The organism is Micromonospora sp. M42 (genome assembly GCF_000568915.1).
Taxonomy (GTDB): Bacteria; Actinomycetota; Actinomycetes; order Mycobacteriales; family Micromonosporaceae; genus Micromonospora; species Micromonospora chalcea.
Genome location: NZ_KK037233.1, coordinates 4457932 through 4473451, shown reverse-complemented (window position 1 = coordinate 4473451; position 15520 = coordinate 4457932). Strand labels below are relative to the sequence as shown.

General features: G+C 72.3%; 16 protein-coding genes and 1 pseudogene. 13 read left to right on the top strand and 4 right to left on the bottom strand.

The features are described from left to right. Positions 1-3: 3 nt before the first annotated feature. The 3 genes and pseudogenes from MCBG_RS20640 (at position 4) to MCBG_RS20630 (ending at position 2705) form a co-directional block, all read left to right on the top strand. A pseudogene (locus MCBG_RS20640) lies at positions 4-1224 on the top strand (histidine kinase). Beyond that, positions 1221-1976 carry a LytR/AlgR family response regulator transcription factor gene (locus MCBG_RS20635; protein ID WP_043327751.1) on the top strand — a complete coding sequence of 252 codons (756 nt, stop codon included), beginning with the start codon at positions 1221-1223 and terminating at the stop codon, positions 1974-1976. The pseudogene MCBG_RS20640 and the gene MCBG_RS20635 overlap by 4 nt, the downstream one beginning before the upstream one ends. Before the next feature lie 66 nt (positions 1977-2042). Then, the gene (locus tag MCBG_RS20630) at positions 2043-2705 is read left to right on the top strand and encodes a DUF5701 family protein (protein ID WP_223201279.1); all 663 of its coding nucleotides are present in this window, start codon (positions 2043-2045) and stop codon (positions 2703-2705) included. Positions 2706-2727: 22 nt separating this feature from the next. On the opposite strand, the gene MCBG_RS20625 is transcribed toward MCBG_RS20630, so the two are convergent. Then, positions 2728-3279, bottom strand: coding sequence for a Uma2 family endonuclease (locus MCBG_RS20625; RefSeq protein WP_043327749.1), 552 nt, complete (start codon positions 3277-3279; stop codon positions 2728-2730). A gap of 307 nt (positions 3280-3586) precedes the next feature. Between MCBG_RS20625 and MCBG_RS20620 the strand changes: the two genes are divergently transcribed. Together MCBG_RS20620 and MCBG_RS20615 are read left to right on the top strand one after the other, a co-directional pair. Next, complete coding sequence (locus MCBG_RS20620; protein WP_051611565.1) at positions 3587-3937, top strand: hypothetical protein; 351 nt, start codon at positions 3587-3589, stop codon at positions 3935-3937. Beyond that, positions 3937-5577, top strand: coding sequence for a sodium/solute symporter (locus MCBG_RS20615; protein ID WP_043327747.1), 1641 nt, complete (start codon positions 3937-3939; stop codon positions 5575-5577). The genes MCBG_RS20620 and MCBG_RS20615 overlap by 1 nt, the downstream gene beginning before the upstream one ends. Before the next feature lie 45 nt (positions 5578-5622). Here MCBG_RS20615 and MCBG_RS34270 read toward each other — a convergent pair whose 3' ends face one another. Together MCBG_RS34270 and MCBG_RS20605 are read right to left on the bottom strand one after the other, a co-directional pair. Then, complete coding sequence (locus MCBG_RS34270; RefSeq protein WP_043327746.1) at positions 5623-6480, bottom strand: hypothetical protein; 858 nt, start codon at positions 6478-6480, stop codon at positions 5623-5625. Beyond that, the gene (locus tag MCBG_RS20605) at positions 6473-6973 is read right to left on the bottom strand and encodes a SigE family RNA polymerase sigma factor (RefSeq protein WP_043327745.1); all 501 of its coding nucleotides are present in this window, start codon (positions 6971-6973) and stop codon (positions 6473-6475) included. The genes MCBG_RS34270 and MCBG_RS20605 overlap by 8 nt, the downstream gene beginning before the upstream one ends. Positions 6974-7124: 151 nt before the next feature. On the opposite strand from MCBG_RS20605, the gene MCBG_RS20600 reads away from it, so the two are divergent. From MCBG_RS20600 to MCBG_RS20590, 3 genes are read left to right on the top strand one after another with little or no spacing between them, the layout of a single operon-like run. After that, on the top strand, positions 7125-7889 hold the full coding sequence (locus MCBG_RS20600; protein ID WP_043327744.1) for an ABC transporter ATP-binding protein: 765 nt from the start codon (positions 7125-7127) through the stop codon (positions 7887-7889). Beyond that, on the top strand, positions 7874-9562 hold the full coding sequence (locus MCBG_RS20595) for a hypothetical protein (protein WP_043327743.1): 1689 nt from the start codon (positions 7874-7876) through the stop codon (positions 9560-9562). The genes MCBG_RS20600 and MCBG_RS20595 overlap by 16 nt, the downstream gene beginning before the upstream one ends. Beyond that, positions 9562-10053, top strand: a complete 492-nt coding sequence (locus MCBG_RS20590) for an SRPBCC family protein (protein ID WP_043327742.1) — start codon at positions 9562-9564, stop codon at positions 10051-10053. The genes MCBG_RS20595 and MCBG_RS20590 overlap by 1 nt, the downstream gene beginning before the upstream one ends. A gap of 6 nt (positions 10054-10059) precedes the next feature. Here the strand turns inward: MCBG_RS20590 and MCBG_RS20585 are convergent, their stop codons facing one another. After that, complete coding sequence (locus MCBG_RS20585; protein ID WP_043327741.1) at positions 10060-10317, bottom strand: hypothetical protein; 258 nt, start codon at positions 10315-10317, stop codon at positions 10060-10062. Here MCBG_RS20585 and MCBG_RS20580 point away from each other — a divergent pair. The 5 genes from MCBG_RS20580 (at position 10307) to MCBG_RS20560 (ending at position 15463) form a co-directional block, all read left to right on the top strand. After that, positions 10307-10903, top strand: a complete 597-nt coding sequence (locus tag MCBG_RS20580; protein ID WP_308195267.1) for a flavin reductase family protein — start codon at positions 10307-10309, stop codon at positions 10901-10903. The genes MCBG_RS20585 and MCBG_RS20580 overlap by 11 nt on opposite strands. A gap of 174 nt (positions 10904-11077) precedes the next feature. After that, on the top strand, positions 11078-11446 hold the full coding sequence (locus tag MCBG_RS20575; protein WP_043327739.1) for a DUF485 domain-containing protein: 369 nt from the start codon (positions 11078-11080) through the stop codon (positions 11444-11446). Beyond that, on the top strand, positions 11424-13097 hold the full coding sequence (locus MCBG_RS20570; protein ID WP_043327738.1) for a solute symporter family protein: 1674 nt from the start codon (positions 11424-11426) through the stop codon (positions 13095-13097). The genes MCBG_RS20575 and MCBG_RS20570 overlap by 23 nt, the downstream gene beginning before the upstream one ends. A 66-nt stretch (positions 13098-13163) precedes the next feature. Beyond that, positions 13164-14141 (top strand): NAD-dependent epimerase/dehydratase family protein, encoded by a 978-nt coding sequence (locus tag MCBG_RS20565; RefSeq protein WP_043327737.1) that lies wholly within the window; start codon positions 13164-13166, stop codon positions 14139-14141. A 74-nt stretch (positions 14142-14215) separates the two neighbouring features. Continuing rightward, on the top strand, positions 14216-15463 hold the full coding sequence (locus MCBG_RS20560) for an LCP family protein (protein ID WP_043327736.1): 1248 nt from the start codon (positions 14216-14218) through the stop codon (positions 15461-15463). Positions 15464-15520 lie beyond the last annotated feature (57 nt).

Genomic DNA, 15520 nt, shown 5'->3' with positions numbered 1-15520 from the left:
TGCGTGGGTGGCAACCTCTCCGCCGTCTTCGCCGTCGTCTCGCTCGTGACCGCGGAGGCGGCGGCGCTCTGGGCGGTGCTGCGGCTGGGGCCGACGGGGCATCGCCACGGCGACGCAGCGCGCCACGTACGGGGCTGCACACCGCCGGGCTCGCCGCCGAGCCGCTGCGCGCCGGGCTGACCGCCGCGGACGCGGCGAAGGCCGTACGCCATCTGCGGGCCCTGGTGGGCGCGGCCGGGCTGGCGCTGACGGACCGGGACACGCTGCTCGCCGTCGACGGGCAGGGCGCGCACCACGGCGATCAACTGGTCGCGGCGGCCCGGCGCGCGGTCGGCAGCGGGCGTTCCACCGTGCTGGGCGAGTCGGAGCTGCGCTGCGACCTGGTCGACTGCCCGGTCCGCGGCGCGGTGGTGGCGCCGCTGCGCGCGGACGGCCGGGTGGTCGGCGCGCTGGTGGCGGTTGGCCGGCGAGCGGCCGGCCCCGGGTCTGGTGCAGGCCACGCTGGAGACCGCGCACTGGGCGGGCGACCAGCTCGCCCTGGCCGAGCTGGAGTCGTCGCGGGAGCGGCTCGCCCGGGCCGAGGTGCGCGCGTTGCGCGCCCAGATCAGCCCGCACTTCATCTACAACGCGCTGACCGCGATCGGTTCGTTCGTGCGTACCGACCCGGAGCGGGCCCGGGAGCTGATCCTGGAGTTCGCCGAGTTCACCCGCTACTCGTTCCGGGCGCACGGCGAGTTCACCACGCTCGCCGAGGAGCTGCGCTCGATCGACCGCTACCTGACCATCGAGCGGGCACGGTTCGGCGAGCGGCTCCAGGTGCGCCTGCAGATCGCCCCCGAGGTGCTGCCGGTGACGCTGCCGTTCCTCTGCCTGCAGCCGCTCGTGGAGAACGCGGTCCGCCACGGGTTGTCCCGCAAGCCGGGCACCGGCATGGTGAGCATCGAGGCCCGGGACGCGGGCGCGGAGTGTCACATTACGGTGGAGGACGACGGGGTGGGGATGGATCCGACGACGCTGACCGCCGGGATCGCCGAGCTGTCCGGGGCGGGCAGCGACCCGGCCGACGACCCGGGGCAGCACGTCGGTCTCTCGAACGTCGACGAACGGCTCCGGTCGGTCTTCGGGGACGGGTTCGGCCTGGTCGTCGAGACCGGCCTCGGCTCGGGTACGAAGGTGAGCATGCGGGTGCCGAAGTTCCACCCCGGCGTACGGGTTTCCTCGTGACGGGGTTCCTTCGGGTGCTGGCGGTGGACGACGAGCCGCCCGCGCTGGACGAGCTGGCGTACCACCTGCGCGCCGATCCCCGGGTGGCCCGGCTGCACACGGCGGGGGACGCGACAGAGGCGCTGCGGGTGCTCCGCGACGACGACGTGGACGTGGTGTTCCTCGACATCCGGATGCCGGGGCTGGACGGCATGGAACTGGCCCGGGTGCTGCGCCGGTTCGCCCGTCCGCCTGCGATCGTGTTCGTCACCGCGTACGACGACGGCGCGGTGGACGCGTTCGACCTGGGCGCCACCGACTACGTCCGCAAGCCGGTACGCGCCGAGCGGCTGGCCGAGTCGCTGCGCCGGGTGATCGGCTCCCGGGTGGTGCCGTCGCACCCGGCCGCGCTGGCCCGGGCGGAGGAGGATCCGACCATCCCGATCGAGCTGGCGGGCACCACCCGGATGCTGCCCCGTTCGGCGGTGCGGTGGGTGGAGGCGCAGGGCGACTACGCGCGCCTGCACACGGCGGACGGGTCGCACCTGGTCCGGGTCTCGCTGGCGACGCTGGCCGAGCGCTGGGCCGATGCCGGGTTCGTCCGGATCCACCGCTCGTACCTGGTGCAGTTGCGGCTCATCGCCGAGTTGCGGCTGGTCAACTCCGGCTATGTGGTGGTGATCGACGGATCCGAGCTGCCGGTCAGCCGCCGGCACACCCGGGAGCTGAAGGACAAGCTGGTCCGTGCCGCGAAGCAGGACTGGAGTCGCTGAGGGAGGGGCCACCGCCGACGCTGGCGTACAATGTACGGCAGACCGTACGACAGGGTGGGGGACCGCATGTCCGACGACCGCTTCGACGCCGCCGCAGAATTCGACAGCCAGCTCGACCGCCTCGTTCAACTCGGCTATCCGGCGCTGGCCGGGCAGACCGAGGAGACGTTCCGCGCCCTGCTCAGCCCGCTGCGCGACGCGGCGGTCACCGGTTCCGCCGGGCTGCGCGGCCCCACCGGGGGACGGGTGCCGTTCCTGCTGGTGACCACGCGGGAACTGGTGCCGGTGCCGGAGCGGATCGCGCTCACCACGCTCGCCGGCAAGCGCAAGCCCGGCATCCTCGACCGGAACTTCCCCGCCGACGACCTGCCCACCTTCCACCCGATCAAGGAGCTGGAGGTGCCGGCCGGGCCCGCGTACCTGCTCTTCGACGTGGATCGGGGCGAGGAGTACCGCAACGTGGCGCCGTCGGCCGCGCTGGAGGACATGACCGCGAAGGACCGGCTCCCCATCACCATCGACGAAGGTCTGGCGTTCGTCACGCTGTACCCGGCGGCGCTGGCGAGCAACAGGTGCTTCTCGCTGGTGGGCTCGCGCTGCGGTGACCGGCGGGTGCCCGCGCTCTGGATCAGTCAGGGCGCGCCGAAGCTCGGGTGGTGCTGGTTCGGCAACCCGCACACCTGGCTGGGCTCGGCGACAGCGAACCCGGTACGGGTGGGCCTCGGCTGACGCCCAGGCGGGATCAGGGCGCTCAGAAGATCTCGGCGACCGGCAGGACGAGCGGGAACGGCTGGTCGGCGCGGCACACGTCGGCGGTGGAGAGCACCGCCGCCTCGCGGTAGCGGCCGTCGACGTTCTCCAGCACGGTCAGGGTCTCCTTGCGCGGCTCGACGAGCCAGTAACGCGCGATGCCGGCCACGCCGTACTCGTGGCGCTTGAGGACCAGGTCACGACCGGCGTTGCCGGGCGAGACGACCTCGACCACGAGCAGCACGTCGGCCGGGGCGAGGGCCGGGCCACCCCGCTCCAGTGCCTCCTCGCGGGCGACGAAGACCTCCGGCACGAAGTAGGAGGAGCGCTTCGCGCTGACGCCGACGTCCTGCCCGACGAGCAGACCGGCCGGAGCCTGCCGGTCGAGGAGCCGGCGGAGACGGTTGGCGATCGCGCCGTGCCGGACGTCGGCGTGTGGGGACACGAGCAGGCTCCCGTCGAAGATCTCGTAGTCCTGGCCGTCCTCGGGGAGGTCCTGGAGGTCGTCCACCGTCCAGACGTCGCCGGTGCCGGGCCGTGCCGGGCTGGTCACTGTCACACCTCCTCTCTACCGGCTCACCCTGACACCCCGCCCGGTCGTCCACAACGACTCCGCGCCGTCCACCGGGTTATCCACAGGGGTGAAGCGTTATCCACAGGTTGTGCACAGGGCGCAACGGCGCGGTCTTGACAATTCGGCTCAGCGGGCGAGACTGCCGGGGGTGACCGGAGCCGAGGAACAGCATCCACCGGGGCGGCCCGTCGAGACCGCCCCGGTGCCCGGCCCGCGCGCGTCGCCGGCGCCCGCCCCCCGGCAGCCGGAGAGCCCGCAGCCGGCCGCCACCCCGCAGCGGACCCGGATCGTGCTGGCCGAGGTCTCCCGGGCCGGCAGCCCGGCCGACCGCACCCGCTCCGAACTGGCCCAGCAGACCCCTGTGGGCGAGACGCTGGTGCAGGGACTGATGCGGGCCCAGCTCTCGCTCGCGTTGCGGCTCAGCCTGCTGGTGATGATCGGGCTCGGCGGCCTGCCGTGGCTGTTCGCCATCGCGCCCTCGGTCGGCCGGGTCACGGTGCTCGGGGTCAACCTGCCGTGGCTGCTGCTCGGCGTCGTGTCCTTCCCGTTCCTGATCGTGGTCGGGTGGGCGTACGTGCGGCTGGCCGAACGCAACGAGCAGGACTTCGTCGACCTGATCCGACGGCCGGAACGCTGATGTCCAACGGGTACGTGGTCCCGGCGATCGTCGCCGTCACGCTGGTCACCGTCGGCATCGGTTTCTACGGGCTGCGGCTGGCCCGGACCACGTCGGACTTCCTGGTCGCGTCCCGGGCGATCAGCCCGACCTGGAACGCCGCCGCGATCGGCGGCGAGTACCTGTCGGCCGCGAGCTTCCTCGGCGTCGCCGGGCTGATCCTCAAGTACGGCGTGGACGTGCTCTGGTACCCGGTCGGCTTCGCCGCCGGATACCTCGCGCTGCTGCTGTTCGTGGCCGCGCCGCTGCGCCGCTCCGGCGCGTTCACGCTGCCCGACTTCTGCGAGGTACGGCTCGGCTCCCGGCGGCTGCGGACGCTCGCCACCGTCTTCGTGATCTTCATCGGCTGGCTCTACCTGGTGCCGCAGTTGCAGGGCGCCGGGCTGACCCTGGCCACGCTCACCGGCTCGCCGTACCCGCTCGGCGCGCTGCTGGTCGCCGTGGTGGTGACCGCGAACGTGGCGCTGGGCGGCATGCGGGCGATCACCTTCGTGCAGGCGTTCCAGTACTGGCTGAAGCTCACCGCGCTCGCCGTACCCGCGATCTTCCTGGCGTTGCAGTGGCAGGCCGACGCCCGCCCGGCGGTGACCCCGCCCGACGGGCCGACGTTCCGGACCGCGACCACCGTCGTGGTCGAGCACCGCGCGACGCTCACGCTGCCCGACGGCGACATCCGGGAGGTACGCCCCGGCGACCGCCTCGAATTCGCCGCCGGTGACCCGGTGCCGGAGGTGTCCGGCGCGGCGACCGGCCCCACCGAGTGGCTGCTGCCGGACACGGCGGGGGAGAACGACAGAGGGCTGTTCGCCACGTACTCGCTGATCCTGGCCACGTTCCTCGGCACCATGGGCCTGCCGCACGTGCTGGTCCGCTTCTACACCAACCCCGACGGCGCCGCCGCCCGCCGCACCACGCTCGTGGTGCTGGCGCTCGTCGGCGTCTTCTACCTGCTGCCCACCGTCTACGGCGTACTGGGCCGCATCTACACGCCGCAACTACTTGTCAGCGGCCAGACCGACGCGGTGGTGGTGCTGCTGCCCGGGGCGGCGCTCGGCGACGGCACCACCGGCCGGCTGCTCGCCGCGCTGGTCGCGGCCGGCGCGTTCGCGGCGTTCCTGTCCACCTCGTCCGGCCTGCTCACCAGCGTCGCCGGGGTGATCTCCACGGATGTGCTGGGCCGCGGCTCGGTACGCGGCTTCCGGCTCGCCACGGTGATCGCCGGCGGAGTGCCGGCGTTGCTCTCGCTGAACGTCTCCGGGCTGGACGTCTCGCAGGTGGTGGGGCTGGCGTTCGCGGTGGCCGCGTCGAGTTTCTGCCCGCTGCTGGTGCTCGGCATCTGGTGGCGCGGCCTGACCGACCTGGGCGCCGCCGCCGGGGTGCTGGTCGGCGGCGGCGCGGCGGTCGGCGCGGTCCTGCTCACCGTGCTCGGCCCGCCGCTGACCGGATGGCCGGCGACGCTCACCACGCAGCCGGCCGCGTGGACGGTGCCGCTGGCGTTCACGGTGATGGTGCTCGTCTCCATGGCCAGCCGGCGGCGTCTCCCGCGTGACGTCGGCGCCACCATGCTCCGCCTGCACACCCCGGAGTCGCTGCGCCTGTGAGGCGGGGCCGCGCTCGCTCGGCCCCGCCTCACCTCCGCGCACCCGTCAGCAGGTGTCCGTGCCGGCACACAGCCGGTTCGCCACCGACCGGGCGGTACGGCGGGCCTCGGTGGGCGTGGTCTGGGAGTCGAGGCGGAGCTGCGCCACCAGATCGCCCTGCCGGACGACGAGCCAGCGACCGGGCCGCCCTCCGACGTCGCTTCCCACCAGCACGCCGTCGTCACCGCCGAGCGACTCCGCCATGATCGACAGCGAGTCGCCCGGCTGCTCCATCTCGCAGCCCGTGACCAGCTTGCGGAGATTCTTCATCACCGTGGTGGCGGACGTGCCCGAGTGCCGGGTCACCCGCTGGACGATCCAGTCGGTGGGCGAGTTGAACGCCACCGACCGGGTGGCCACCTCCCCGTCGGACAGCGTCGGCGACTCGTTCACGCAGAAGGAGGACATGAACTCCAGGGACCAGTCACCGTCCACCTTTCCCGTCTGCATCGTGAAGCCCGTCGGCAGGTCGGCGAGCTGGAGCGTCGCCGCCGCCGGAATCGTCCGGCTCGGCGTACGGCTGGTCGGCCCGCCGCCGATGCTGGCGGCCGGCTCTCCCGCGGTGCGACTCGGCGTCGGCGCCCCGCTCGCCGACGGCTCGGCCGACGGCGTGGTGCTCGGCGTGGGCGCCGGCGTCGGCGTGATCGGTTCGACTGTCGCCGGGGGCACCGGCGGCGGTGCGGCGTCCGGACGGGCCAGCACCACACCGGTCGCCACGACCGCGACGGCGACCGCGGCGGCCAGGCCGGCGGCGAGCTGGGTACGCCGGGCCCGTTGCCGCCCTCGGCGGCGCACCTGCTCGGTGGGCGCCCAGATCAGGTCCTCGGTGTCCTGGTAGAGGTCGGAGAAGATCGGGTCAGGCATTGCGGACCTCCTCCGGGAAGTTCACGTCGAGCAGGGCGGCGAGAGCCTTGCGGCCCCGGGCCAGGCGGGCCTTGACGGTGCCGCTCGGCACGCCGATCTGCGCCGCGATCTCCGCGACCGACAGGTCGGCCAGGTGGTAGAGGACGATCGCCTGCCGCTGGTCCGCCGACAACTGCCGCAACGCGCTGACCAGCGCGACAGTGTTCTCGGAGGGTGGCCGGACCGGAGGTGGTGGTCCGTGCCGCCGGTAGGCGACCACGCTGTTGCGGACCTTGCGCCACCGGTTGACCAGCAGGCGGTGCCCGACGGTGCGCACCCACGCCTCCGGGTCGTCGTACGTGCCGACCTGGGACCAACGCTGCCAGGCCCGCGCGTACGCCTCCTGGGCGGCGTCCTGCGCCTCGCTCCGGTCGCCGCCGAGCGCGTACAGCACTGTCACCACGCGTTGTCTGCTGTTCCGGTAGAACTCCTCGAACCCACTGTCCGGATCCATCTCTCTCCCCGCTGCCGTTCGTACGCCTGACACCCCCCGCCGTGGTGGGCGGTTGCACGCCGTCGGCGATCCGACTCGTACCTCTCAGGGATGAGGCGAGATCATCCTGCCGTCCGAGCAGCCGTTGGGCGGGGACCGATACGGTCGGACCATGACCGACCAGCACCCCGCGCTCTCCCTTCGTGGCCTGGCCAAGCGCTTCGACACCAAGATCGCGGTGGCGGGCGTCGACCTCGCCGTGCCGACCGGCTCGTTCTACGGCCTGCTCGGACCGAACGGGGCCGGCAAGACCACCACGCTCTCCATGGCCGTCGGCCTGCTACGGCCCGACGCCGGTGAGGCGCGGGTGCTCGGGTACGACGTCTGGGCCGACCCGGTACGCGCCAAGAGCCTGCTCGGCGTGATGCCGGACGGCGTACGCCTCTTCGACCGGCTGAGCGGGGCGGAGCTGCTCGCGTACCACGGTCTGTTGCGCGGCATGGACCCGGCGGTGGTCGACCAGCGGGCGGCGGAGCTGCTCGACGTGCTGGCGCTCTCCGACGCCGGGCGCACGCTCGTCGTCGACTACTCGGCCGGCATGAAGAAGAAGATCGGCCTGGCCTGCGCGTTGCTGCACGGCCCGCGCCTGCTGGTGCTGGACGAGCCGTTCGAGGCGGTCGACCCGGTCTCGGCCGCGCTGATCCGGGACATCCTGCACCGGTACGTCAGCGGCGGCGGCACGGTGATCTTCTCCAGTCACGTGATGGAGGTGGTCGAGCGGCTCTGCTCGCACGTGGCGATCCTGGCCGAGGGCCGGATCAAGCGGGTCGGCACGCTCACCGAGGTGCGCGGCGACCGGTCGCTGGAGGACGTCTTCGTGGAGGTCGTGGGCGGCCGGACCGCCACCGGGGAGGAGCTGTCGTGGCTGTCCCGGTGACCGCCCCCGAGCGGCCGGCCCGGCGCGTGTCGTCCCGGCACTTCGTCCGGCTCAAGCTGCGGGTGCTCGGCAACAACTTCCGGGGCCAGAAGTGGCGGATCGCGCTGTTCGTGCTGGGCCTGCTGCTCGGGCTCTGGTTCGCCGCCGTCGGGTTCTTCCTGCTCGCCACGCCGGGCCTGGCCGACGAGCCCCGGTACGCCCTGATGGTGGCCGCCTTCGGCGGTGGTCTGCTCACGCTCGGCTGGCTGCTCCTGCCGCTCGTCTTCTTCGGCGTGGACGAGACGCTCGACCCGGCCCGGTTCGCGCTGCTGCCGTTGTCCCGCCGCACCCTGGTCACCGGCCTGCTCGCCGCCGCCCTGGTGAGCGTGCCCGCGCTGGCGACGGCGCTCACCGCGGCCGGTCTGGTGGTCACCGCCGGGCTGCTGGGCGGCTGGTCAGCCGCAGTGGTCGGCGCGCTCGGCGTGGTCGCCGGGCTGCTGGTCTGCCTGGCCGGGGCCCGCGCGCTGACCAGCGCGTTCGCCACGATGCTGCGGTCCCGCCGGGTACGCGACCTGGCGGCGGTGCTGCTCGCCGTCCTGGCCGCCCTGCTCGGGCCGTTGCAGTTGCTGGTGCTCGCCGCGGTGCAGCAGACCGACTGGGACCGGCTGGACGGGGTGGCCCGGGTGGTCGGCTGGACGCCGTTCGGCGCGCCGTGGACGGTCGGCGTCGACGTGGCCGAGGGCCGGGCCGGCGCGGCGGTCGCGAAGCTGCTGATCGCGGTCGCGACGCTCGGCGTACTCCTGTTCTGGTGGTCGCGGTCGCTGGAGTCGGCGATGGTGGGCGCGGCGAGCGCCGGCCCTTCGCGCGCGCCGCGCGGCGTGGCCGGCGGCGCGGTCACGCAGTTGTTCCCCCGCGCGGTGGTCTGGGCGCGGCGGGACCGGTTCGGGGCGCTCGTCGCCCGCGAGTGCCGCTACTGGTGGCGGGACGCGCGGCGGCGGGCCAACCTCATCACGGTCGCCGTGGTCGGTGTGTTCGTACCGGTGATGGTCAACCTCGGCGGCGTCTCGTTCTCCACCGAGGGCGGGGCGGAGTTCGGTGGCGGCGACTCCTCACCGGCGCTGGTCAGCCTTTCCATGATCTTCGTCGGGGTGCTCGCGTCGCTGACGCTGGCCAACCAGTTCGGCTTCGACGGCAGCTCGTACGCCGCGAACCTGGTCGCCGGGGTGCCCGGGCGGGTGGAGCTGCGGGCCCGGATGACCGCGTTCTCGATCTACGTGGTGCCGATGCTCGTCGTGATCGCGGTCGCGCTGGCGCTCTTCCTGGGGCGTCCCGCATGGCTCGGCGTGATGGGTGGCGCGTTGGCCGCCGCGTACGGCTGCGGGCTGGCGATCAACGGGTTCGTGTCGGTGCTCGGCGCCTACTCGCTGCCCGAGTCGAGCAACCCGTTCGCCATGAACAGCGGCGCGGGGTTCACCAAGGGCCTGCTCACGCTGGTTTCCATGGTCGCCTCCGCGGTGGTGGCGGTGCCGTTCGTGGTGGCCGCCGCGCTGCTCGGCGACGTGTGGCTGTGGCTGGCGCTGCCGATCGGACTGGCGTACGGGGTGGGCGCGGCGCTGCTCGGCGCGTACCTCGCGGGGGACACACTGGACCGTCGGCAGCCGGAGCTGCTGGCCACCGTCACGCCGAGGCGCTGATGCCGGTCGTCGAGGCGGTCACCACGGTCCCGATCCCGCCGGAGCTGGCGTTCGCGGTCTCCCAGACGGTCGCGCCGGTCCGCTACCGCTGGGATCCGTTCGTCCGTGAGCAGCACTTCGTCGACGGCGCGACGGCGCCCGGCCGGGGCGTGCGCACGTACACCCGCTCCCGGCACGGCCTGGTCATGGTCAGCGAGTACGTCTCCTGGTCACCGCCGACGAACGTCGGCATGAAGATGGTGCGCGGGCCGTGGTTCTTCGAGCGGTTCGGCGGCGGCTGGCGCTTCGCGCCCGGCCCCGAGGCCGGCACCACGATCGCGACCTGGCGGTACAACTTCCGCTGCCGCCCGGCGTTCCTGCGCCCGGTGGCCGAGCGGATCGGGGTGTGGCTGCTCGGGCGCGACATCCGCCGCCGGATCGCCGGGTACGCGGCCGGATGCGCGGACCCGGAGGTGCTGGCCGCCGCCCGCCGCCTGCTCGCCGACGGCTGATCCCGGTTACGCGGTGCGGCGCATCGCCGCGTAGACGTGGTGGCCGTCGCCGACGCTCGTCATGGTGACCAGCTCCCAGCCGTAGTTGGACAGGTGCTCGACCGCTTCCATCAGCGGCTGGAACGCCCGGCGGCCCCAGGTGTTGTTCGCCCGGACCAGCAGGTGCCGGTGTGGATAGGCACGCAGGTCGACCTGACCGCCGAGGACGGCGTCGGCGGCGACGACCCGTTCCTGGGCGAGTTGCTGCGGGGGGATGAGACTCATGCCCGGCAGGGTATGGCGTTGCGTCGAACCCCGCCCGGCAGCGGGCGGCACAATGTTTCACGTGAATCCAGAGCCGGGCGCGCAGATCCATTCCACCGACCCGTTCGCGGCGCCGGCCGGGCAACGCTCGCCGGCACGCCGGCTGCGCGGCCGGCTGGCGGCCCCGGTGACGCTCTGGACCGCACCCGGCCCGGCCGGGCTGACCGTCTCGTCCACGCTGGTCGCCGAGGGCGAGCCGGACCGGCTACTCGGCCTGGTCGACGCGGAGTCGGACCTGTGGGCGGCCATCGAGGAGGCGGGGCGGTTCGCGGTGGTCCCGCTGGGCCCGCAGCACCGGCAGCTCGCCGACCGCTTCGCCGGCCTGTTCCCGTCGCCCGGCGGCCTGTTCGCGCTGGACGCCTGGAACGAGACGCCGTACGGGCCGGTGCCGGCGGACGCCGGCGGGTGGGCGGGGTGCCGGCTCGACACCGCCCGGGAGTACGGCTGGGGCCTGCTGGTCGAGGCGACCATCGAGTCGGTCGACCTCCCCGAGGACACCCTCCCCCTGCTGCACTACCGCGGCCGCTACCGCGAGCTGACCGACTGACCCACCCGGCGGTCGGGGTGACCGGTTAGCGGAGTGACGTGGGTCACTCGGCGCAGCCGGGGCGCCGTTCGGCGCAGCCGTTCGCCGCCGGGCGGCGGAGCCTTCCCGGGCGGGGAGCGCGCTCTCTACCGTGCGCGAAACTCCCCCCACGCCTGCGAAGGTGGTGATCCACAGATGTCCACGGACACACCCGCGTCCGCGCCCGCCGAGTCGGCGGCGGAACGGTACCTCGCCGTCCAGCGGTCCGACGAGTTCGCCGGGTTGCGGCGCGCGCTGCGCGGCTTCATCTTCCCGATGACCGTCGCGTTCTTCCTGTGGTACGCGCTCTACGTCATCCTCTCCGCGTACGCGCGGGGATTCATGGGCACGAAGCTGATCGGCAACATCAACGTCGCCCTGGTCTTCGGCCTGCTCCAGTTCGTCTCCACGTTCCTCATCGCCTGGTTCTACTCGCGGTTCGCCAACCGCCGGATCGACCCGGTCGCCGACCGGATCCGCGACGAGATGGGGGAGGTGACCCATGAACACGGTCCTCGCGGCTGAGGCGGGCAGCACCACCGCCCGGAACCTCACCATCACGCTGTTCCTGGTCTTCGTGGCGATCACGCTGGCGATCACCGTATGGGCCAGCCGGCAGACCAAGACCGCCACCGACTTCTACGCCGGCGGCCGGTCGTTCTCCGGTTTCCAGAACGGCATGGCGATCGGCGGCGACTACATGTCGGCGGCGTCCTTCCTGGGCATCGCCGGCATCATCGCGCTCTACGGCTACGACGGCTTCCTCTACTCGATCGGCTTCCTGGTCGCCTGGCTGGTGGCGTTGCTGCTGGTGGCGGAACTGCTGCGCAACTCCGGCCGGTACACGATGGCGGACGTGCTGGCGTTCCGGATGCGGCAGCGGCCGGTCCGGACCGCGGCGGCGGTCTCCACCATCACCGTGTCGATCTTCTACCTGCTGGCCCAGATGGTCGGCGCCGGCGCGCTCGTCGCGCTGCTGCTCGGCATCAAGCCGGGCACCACCTTCCTCGGCATGGACGCCGACACCGCCAAGGTCGCCACGATCATCATGGTCGGCGCCCTGATGATCATCTACGTGACGGTCGGCGGCATGAAGGGCACGACGTACGTGCAGATCGTCAAGGCGTTCCTGCTCATGGGCGGCGCGCTGGTGATGACGCTGCTGGTGCTCGCCAAGTACAAGTTCAACCTGTCCTCGCTGCTCGGCGACGCGGCCAGCGCCTCGGGCAAGGGAGCGGCGTTCCTCGAACCCGGGCTGCGCTACGGAGTGGAGACACCCGGCGACGCGCTGAAGACGTTCTACAGCAAGATGGACCTGCTCTCGCTGGGCATCGCGCTGGTCCTCGGCACGGCCGGCCTGCCGCACATCCTGATCCGCTTCTACACCGTGCCGACCGCGCGGGCGGCCCGCAAGAGCGTGCTCTGGGCGATCGGCATCATCGGTGCGTTCTACCTGCTCACCCTGGCCCTCGGCTTCGGCGCGGCGGCGATCGTCGGCGGGCAGGCGATCACCGAGCAGGACAAGGCCGGCAACACGGCCGCGCCACAGCTGGCCGAGGCGCTCGGCGTGGACTTCCTCGGCGGGAACCTGGGCGGGGCGACACTGCTGGCGATCATCGCGGCGGTCGCGTTCGCCACGATCCTCGCCGTGGTCGCCGGGTTGACGTTGGCGTCGTCGTCCAGCCTGGCGCACGACTTCTACGCCAACGTGGTGAAGAAGGGTGAGGCGTCGGAACGGCAGGAGGTGAACGTCGCCCGGATCTCCGCGCTGGTGATCGGCGCGGTCTCGATCGTCCTGTCCATCTTCGCGCAGAACCTGAACGTGGCGTTCCTGGTCGCGCTGGCGTTCGCGGTGGCCGCCTCGGGCAACCTGCCGGCGATCCTCTACAGCCTGTTCTGGAAGCGGTTCAACACCTCGGGCGCGGTCTGGGCGATCTACGGCGGCCTGCTCTCCGCCGTGCTGCTCGTCTTCTTCTCGCCGGTCGTCTCCGGCGCGCCGACGGCGATGTTCCCCGACCACGACTGGCACTGGTTCCCGCTGTCGAACCCGGGCATCATCTCGATCCCGTTCGGCTTCCTGTGCGGCTGGCTCGGCACGATCCTGTCCAAGGAGAGCGACGAGGAGAAGTACGCGGAGCTGGAGGTGCGCTCGCTCACCGGAGCCGGCGCGCACTGATCGGCACGTCGAGCGGGGCCCCTGCCGTACGCGGGGGCCCCGCCTCGCGTGTATAGGCTGACCGCCATGAAGGTCGCTCCCCGCTTCGGTAGCGGACACCGCATCCTGGTCACCGGCGGCGCCGGTTTCGTCCCGTCCCACCTGGTCGACCGGCTCGTCGAGCGCGGCTGCACGGTAGTGGTGCTGGACAACTTCGTCACCGGGTCCAAGGAGAACGTGGCCCACCTGCTGGACAAGCCGACCTTCACGCTGGTCGAGGCGGACATCTCCGACGGCCTGCCGCACCACCCGGCGATGACCGAGCGGTTCGACGCGATCCTGCACATGGCGTCCCCGGCCAGTCCCACCGACTTCGAGAAGCTGCCGGTGGAGATCCTCCGGGTGGGCTCGGTGGCCACGCTGGCGCTGCTGGAGCGGGCCACCGACGACGGCGCGCGGTTCCTGATGGCCTCCACCTCTGAGGCGTACGGCGACCCGAAGGAGCACCCGCAGCGGGAGACGTACTGGGGCAACGTCAACCCGATCGGCATCCGGAGCGTCTACGACGAGGCGAAGCGCTTCTCCGAGGCGGCCACCATGGCCTACCACCGCAGCCGGGGCACCGACACCGCGATCGTGCGGATCTTCAACACGTACGGCCCGCGGATGCGCCCGGACGACGGCCGGGCCATCCCGACGTTCATCTCCCAGGCGCTGCGCGGCGAGCCGATCACCGTGCACGGCACCGGCAACCAGACCCGCTCGATCTGTTACGTCGACGATCTGGTGCGCGGAATCCTGCTGCTGCTCGACTCGACGCAGACCGGTCCGATCAACTGCGGCACCGAGCACGAGATGTCGATGCGGCAACTGGCCGAGACGATCGTGTCACTCACCGGAAGCACGTCCGAGGTGAGCTACATCACTCGCGCTTCGGACGACCCGGAGATGCGCCGCCCGGACCTGACCCTCGCCCGCGAACTGCTCGGATATGAGCCGAGCGTCACGCCCGAAGACGGACTCCGGCGCACGATCGAGTACTTCCGCGGGCGGCTCGGGTACTGAACCCGCCCGGGACGCGGCTGACATCGGCGCGCGTACGAGGGCGTCGGTGGCCCGGCCGACCTACCCTCGGTTACATGTCAGCGACCTCGTCTGCCGGCTCTCCGTTCCCGCACCCCCTGAACCGGGACGCGGGCCGCGCTTCGGTTCCCGGCTCCGGCCGGGGCGCCACCGGGCGCGCCCGCACCTCGGATGCCCGCTGGTATCCCCCGCACGACGAGGCGCCCCGCTCGGGGCGTACCGGCGGTCCGGTGGGGCCGACCGGACCCGGCGGCCCGGGCGACGGCGGTCCGGGCGGTCCGGGCCGGCGCGGCCCTCGACCGCGCTGGGGACGCATCGGCCTGGTGGCCGGCGTCGCGGTGCTGGTGCTGGCGCTGCTCGGCGGCCTCGGCGCCTGGTTCTACGCCCGTAATCTCGACGACGACCTGGCCCGCACGGACCCGTTCGCCGGGATCACCGGCGGACGCCCGGCCAAGCAGGTCGACGGCGCGTTCAACATCCTGCTCGTGGGCAGCGACTCGCGGGATCCGGACGCCCCGGTCGACGGCTCCGGCAAGTGGCGCGCGGACACCGTGATCGTCATGCACATCCCGGCCGACCACAAGCGCGCCTACCTGGTCTCGGTGCCGCGTGACCTGTACGTGCCGATTCCGGAGAGCGCGGGCGCGTCCTGCGACTCCGGCTCCCGCAACAAGATCAACGCGGCGTTCGCGTTCGGCGGCCTGCCGCTCGCGGTGAAGACCGTGGAGTGCTTCACCGACGTACGGATCGACCACGTGATGGCCATCGACTTCGGCGGCTTCAAGGAGGTCACCGACGCCCTGGGCGGGGTCGACCTGAAGGTGGAGCGGACCATCACGTCGATCCACAAGCCGTACCGGACGTTCACCAAGGGCGTGAACCACATGAACGGCGCCGAGGCGCTGGACTGGGTCCGGCAGCGCAAGCAGTTCCCGGACGGCGACTTCGCCCGGATGCGGCACCAGCAGGAGTTCCTGAAGGCGCTGATGGACAAGGCGGCAAGCAGCGGAACGCTCACCAACCCGAAGAAGCTGAACGACTTCCTCAAGGCGGTGACCGCCGCCGTCACGGTCGACCAGGGATTCTCGTTGACCGACATGGCAGTGCAGTTCCGCAGCCTGCGGGGCGAGAACCTGACGTTCGTCACCAGCCCGCACCTGGGTGGCCAGACCATCGACGGCCAGTCGGTGGTGGTCTCCGACCGGGAGAAGGCGCTGGCGATGTACAAGGCGATCGCCGCGGACCGGATGGCCGAGTGGATGCAGGCCAACCAGAAGGGTTCGGGCGACAACGCGGGCGGCTGACGCCGGCACGGCATGACCGGGAACGAGCGCTAGGGCCTCGCCACCACGGAGGCCAAC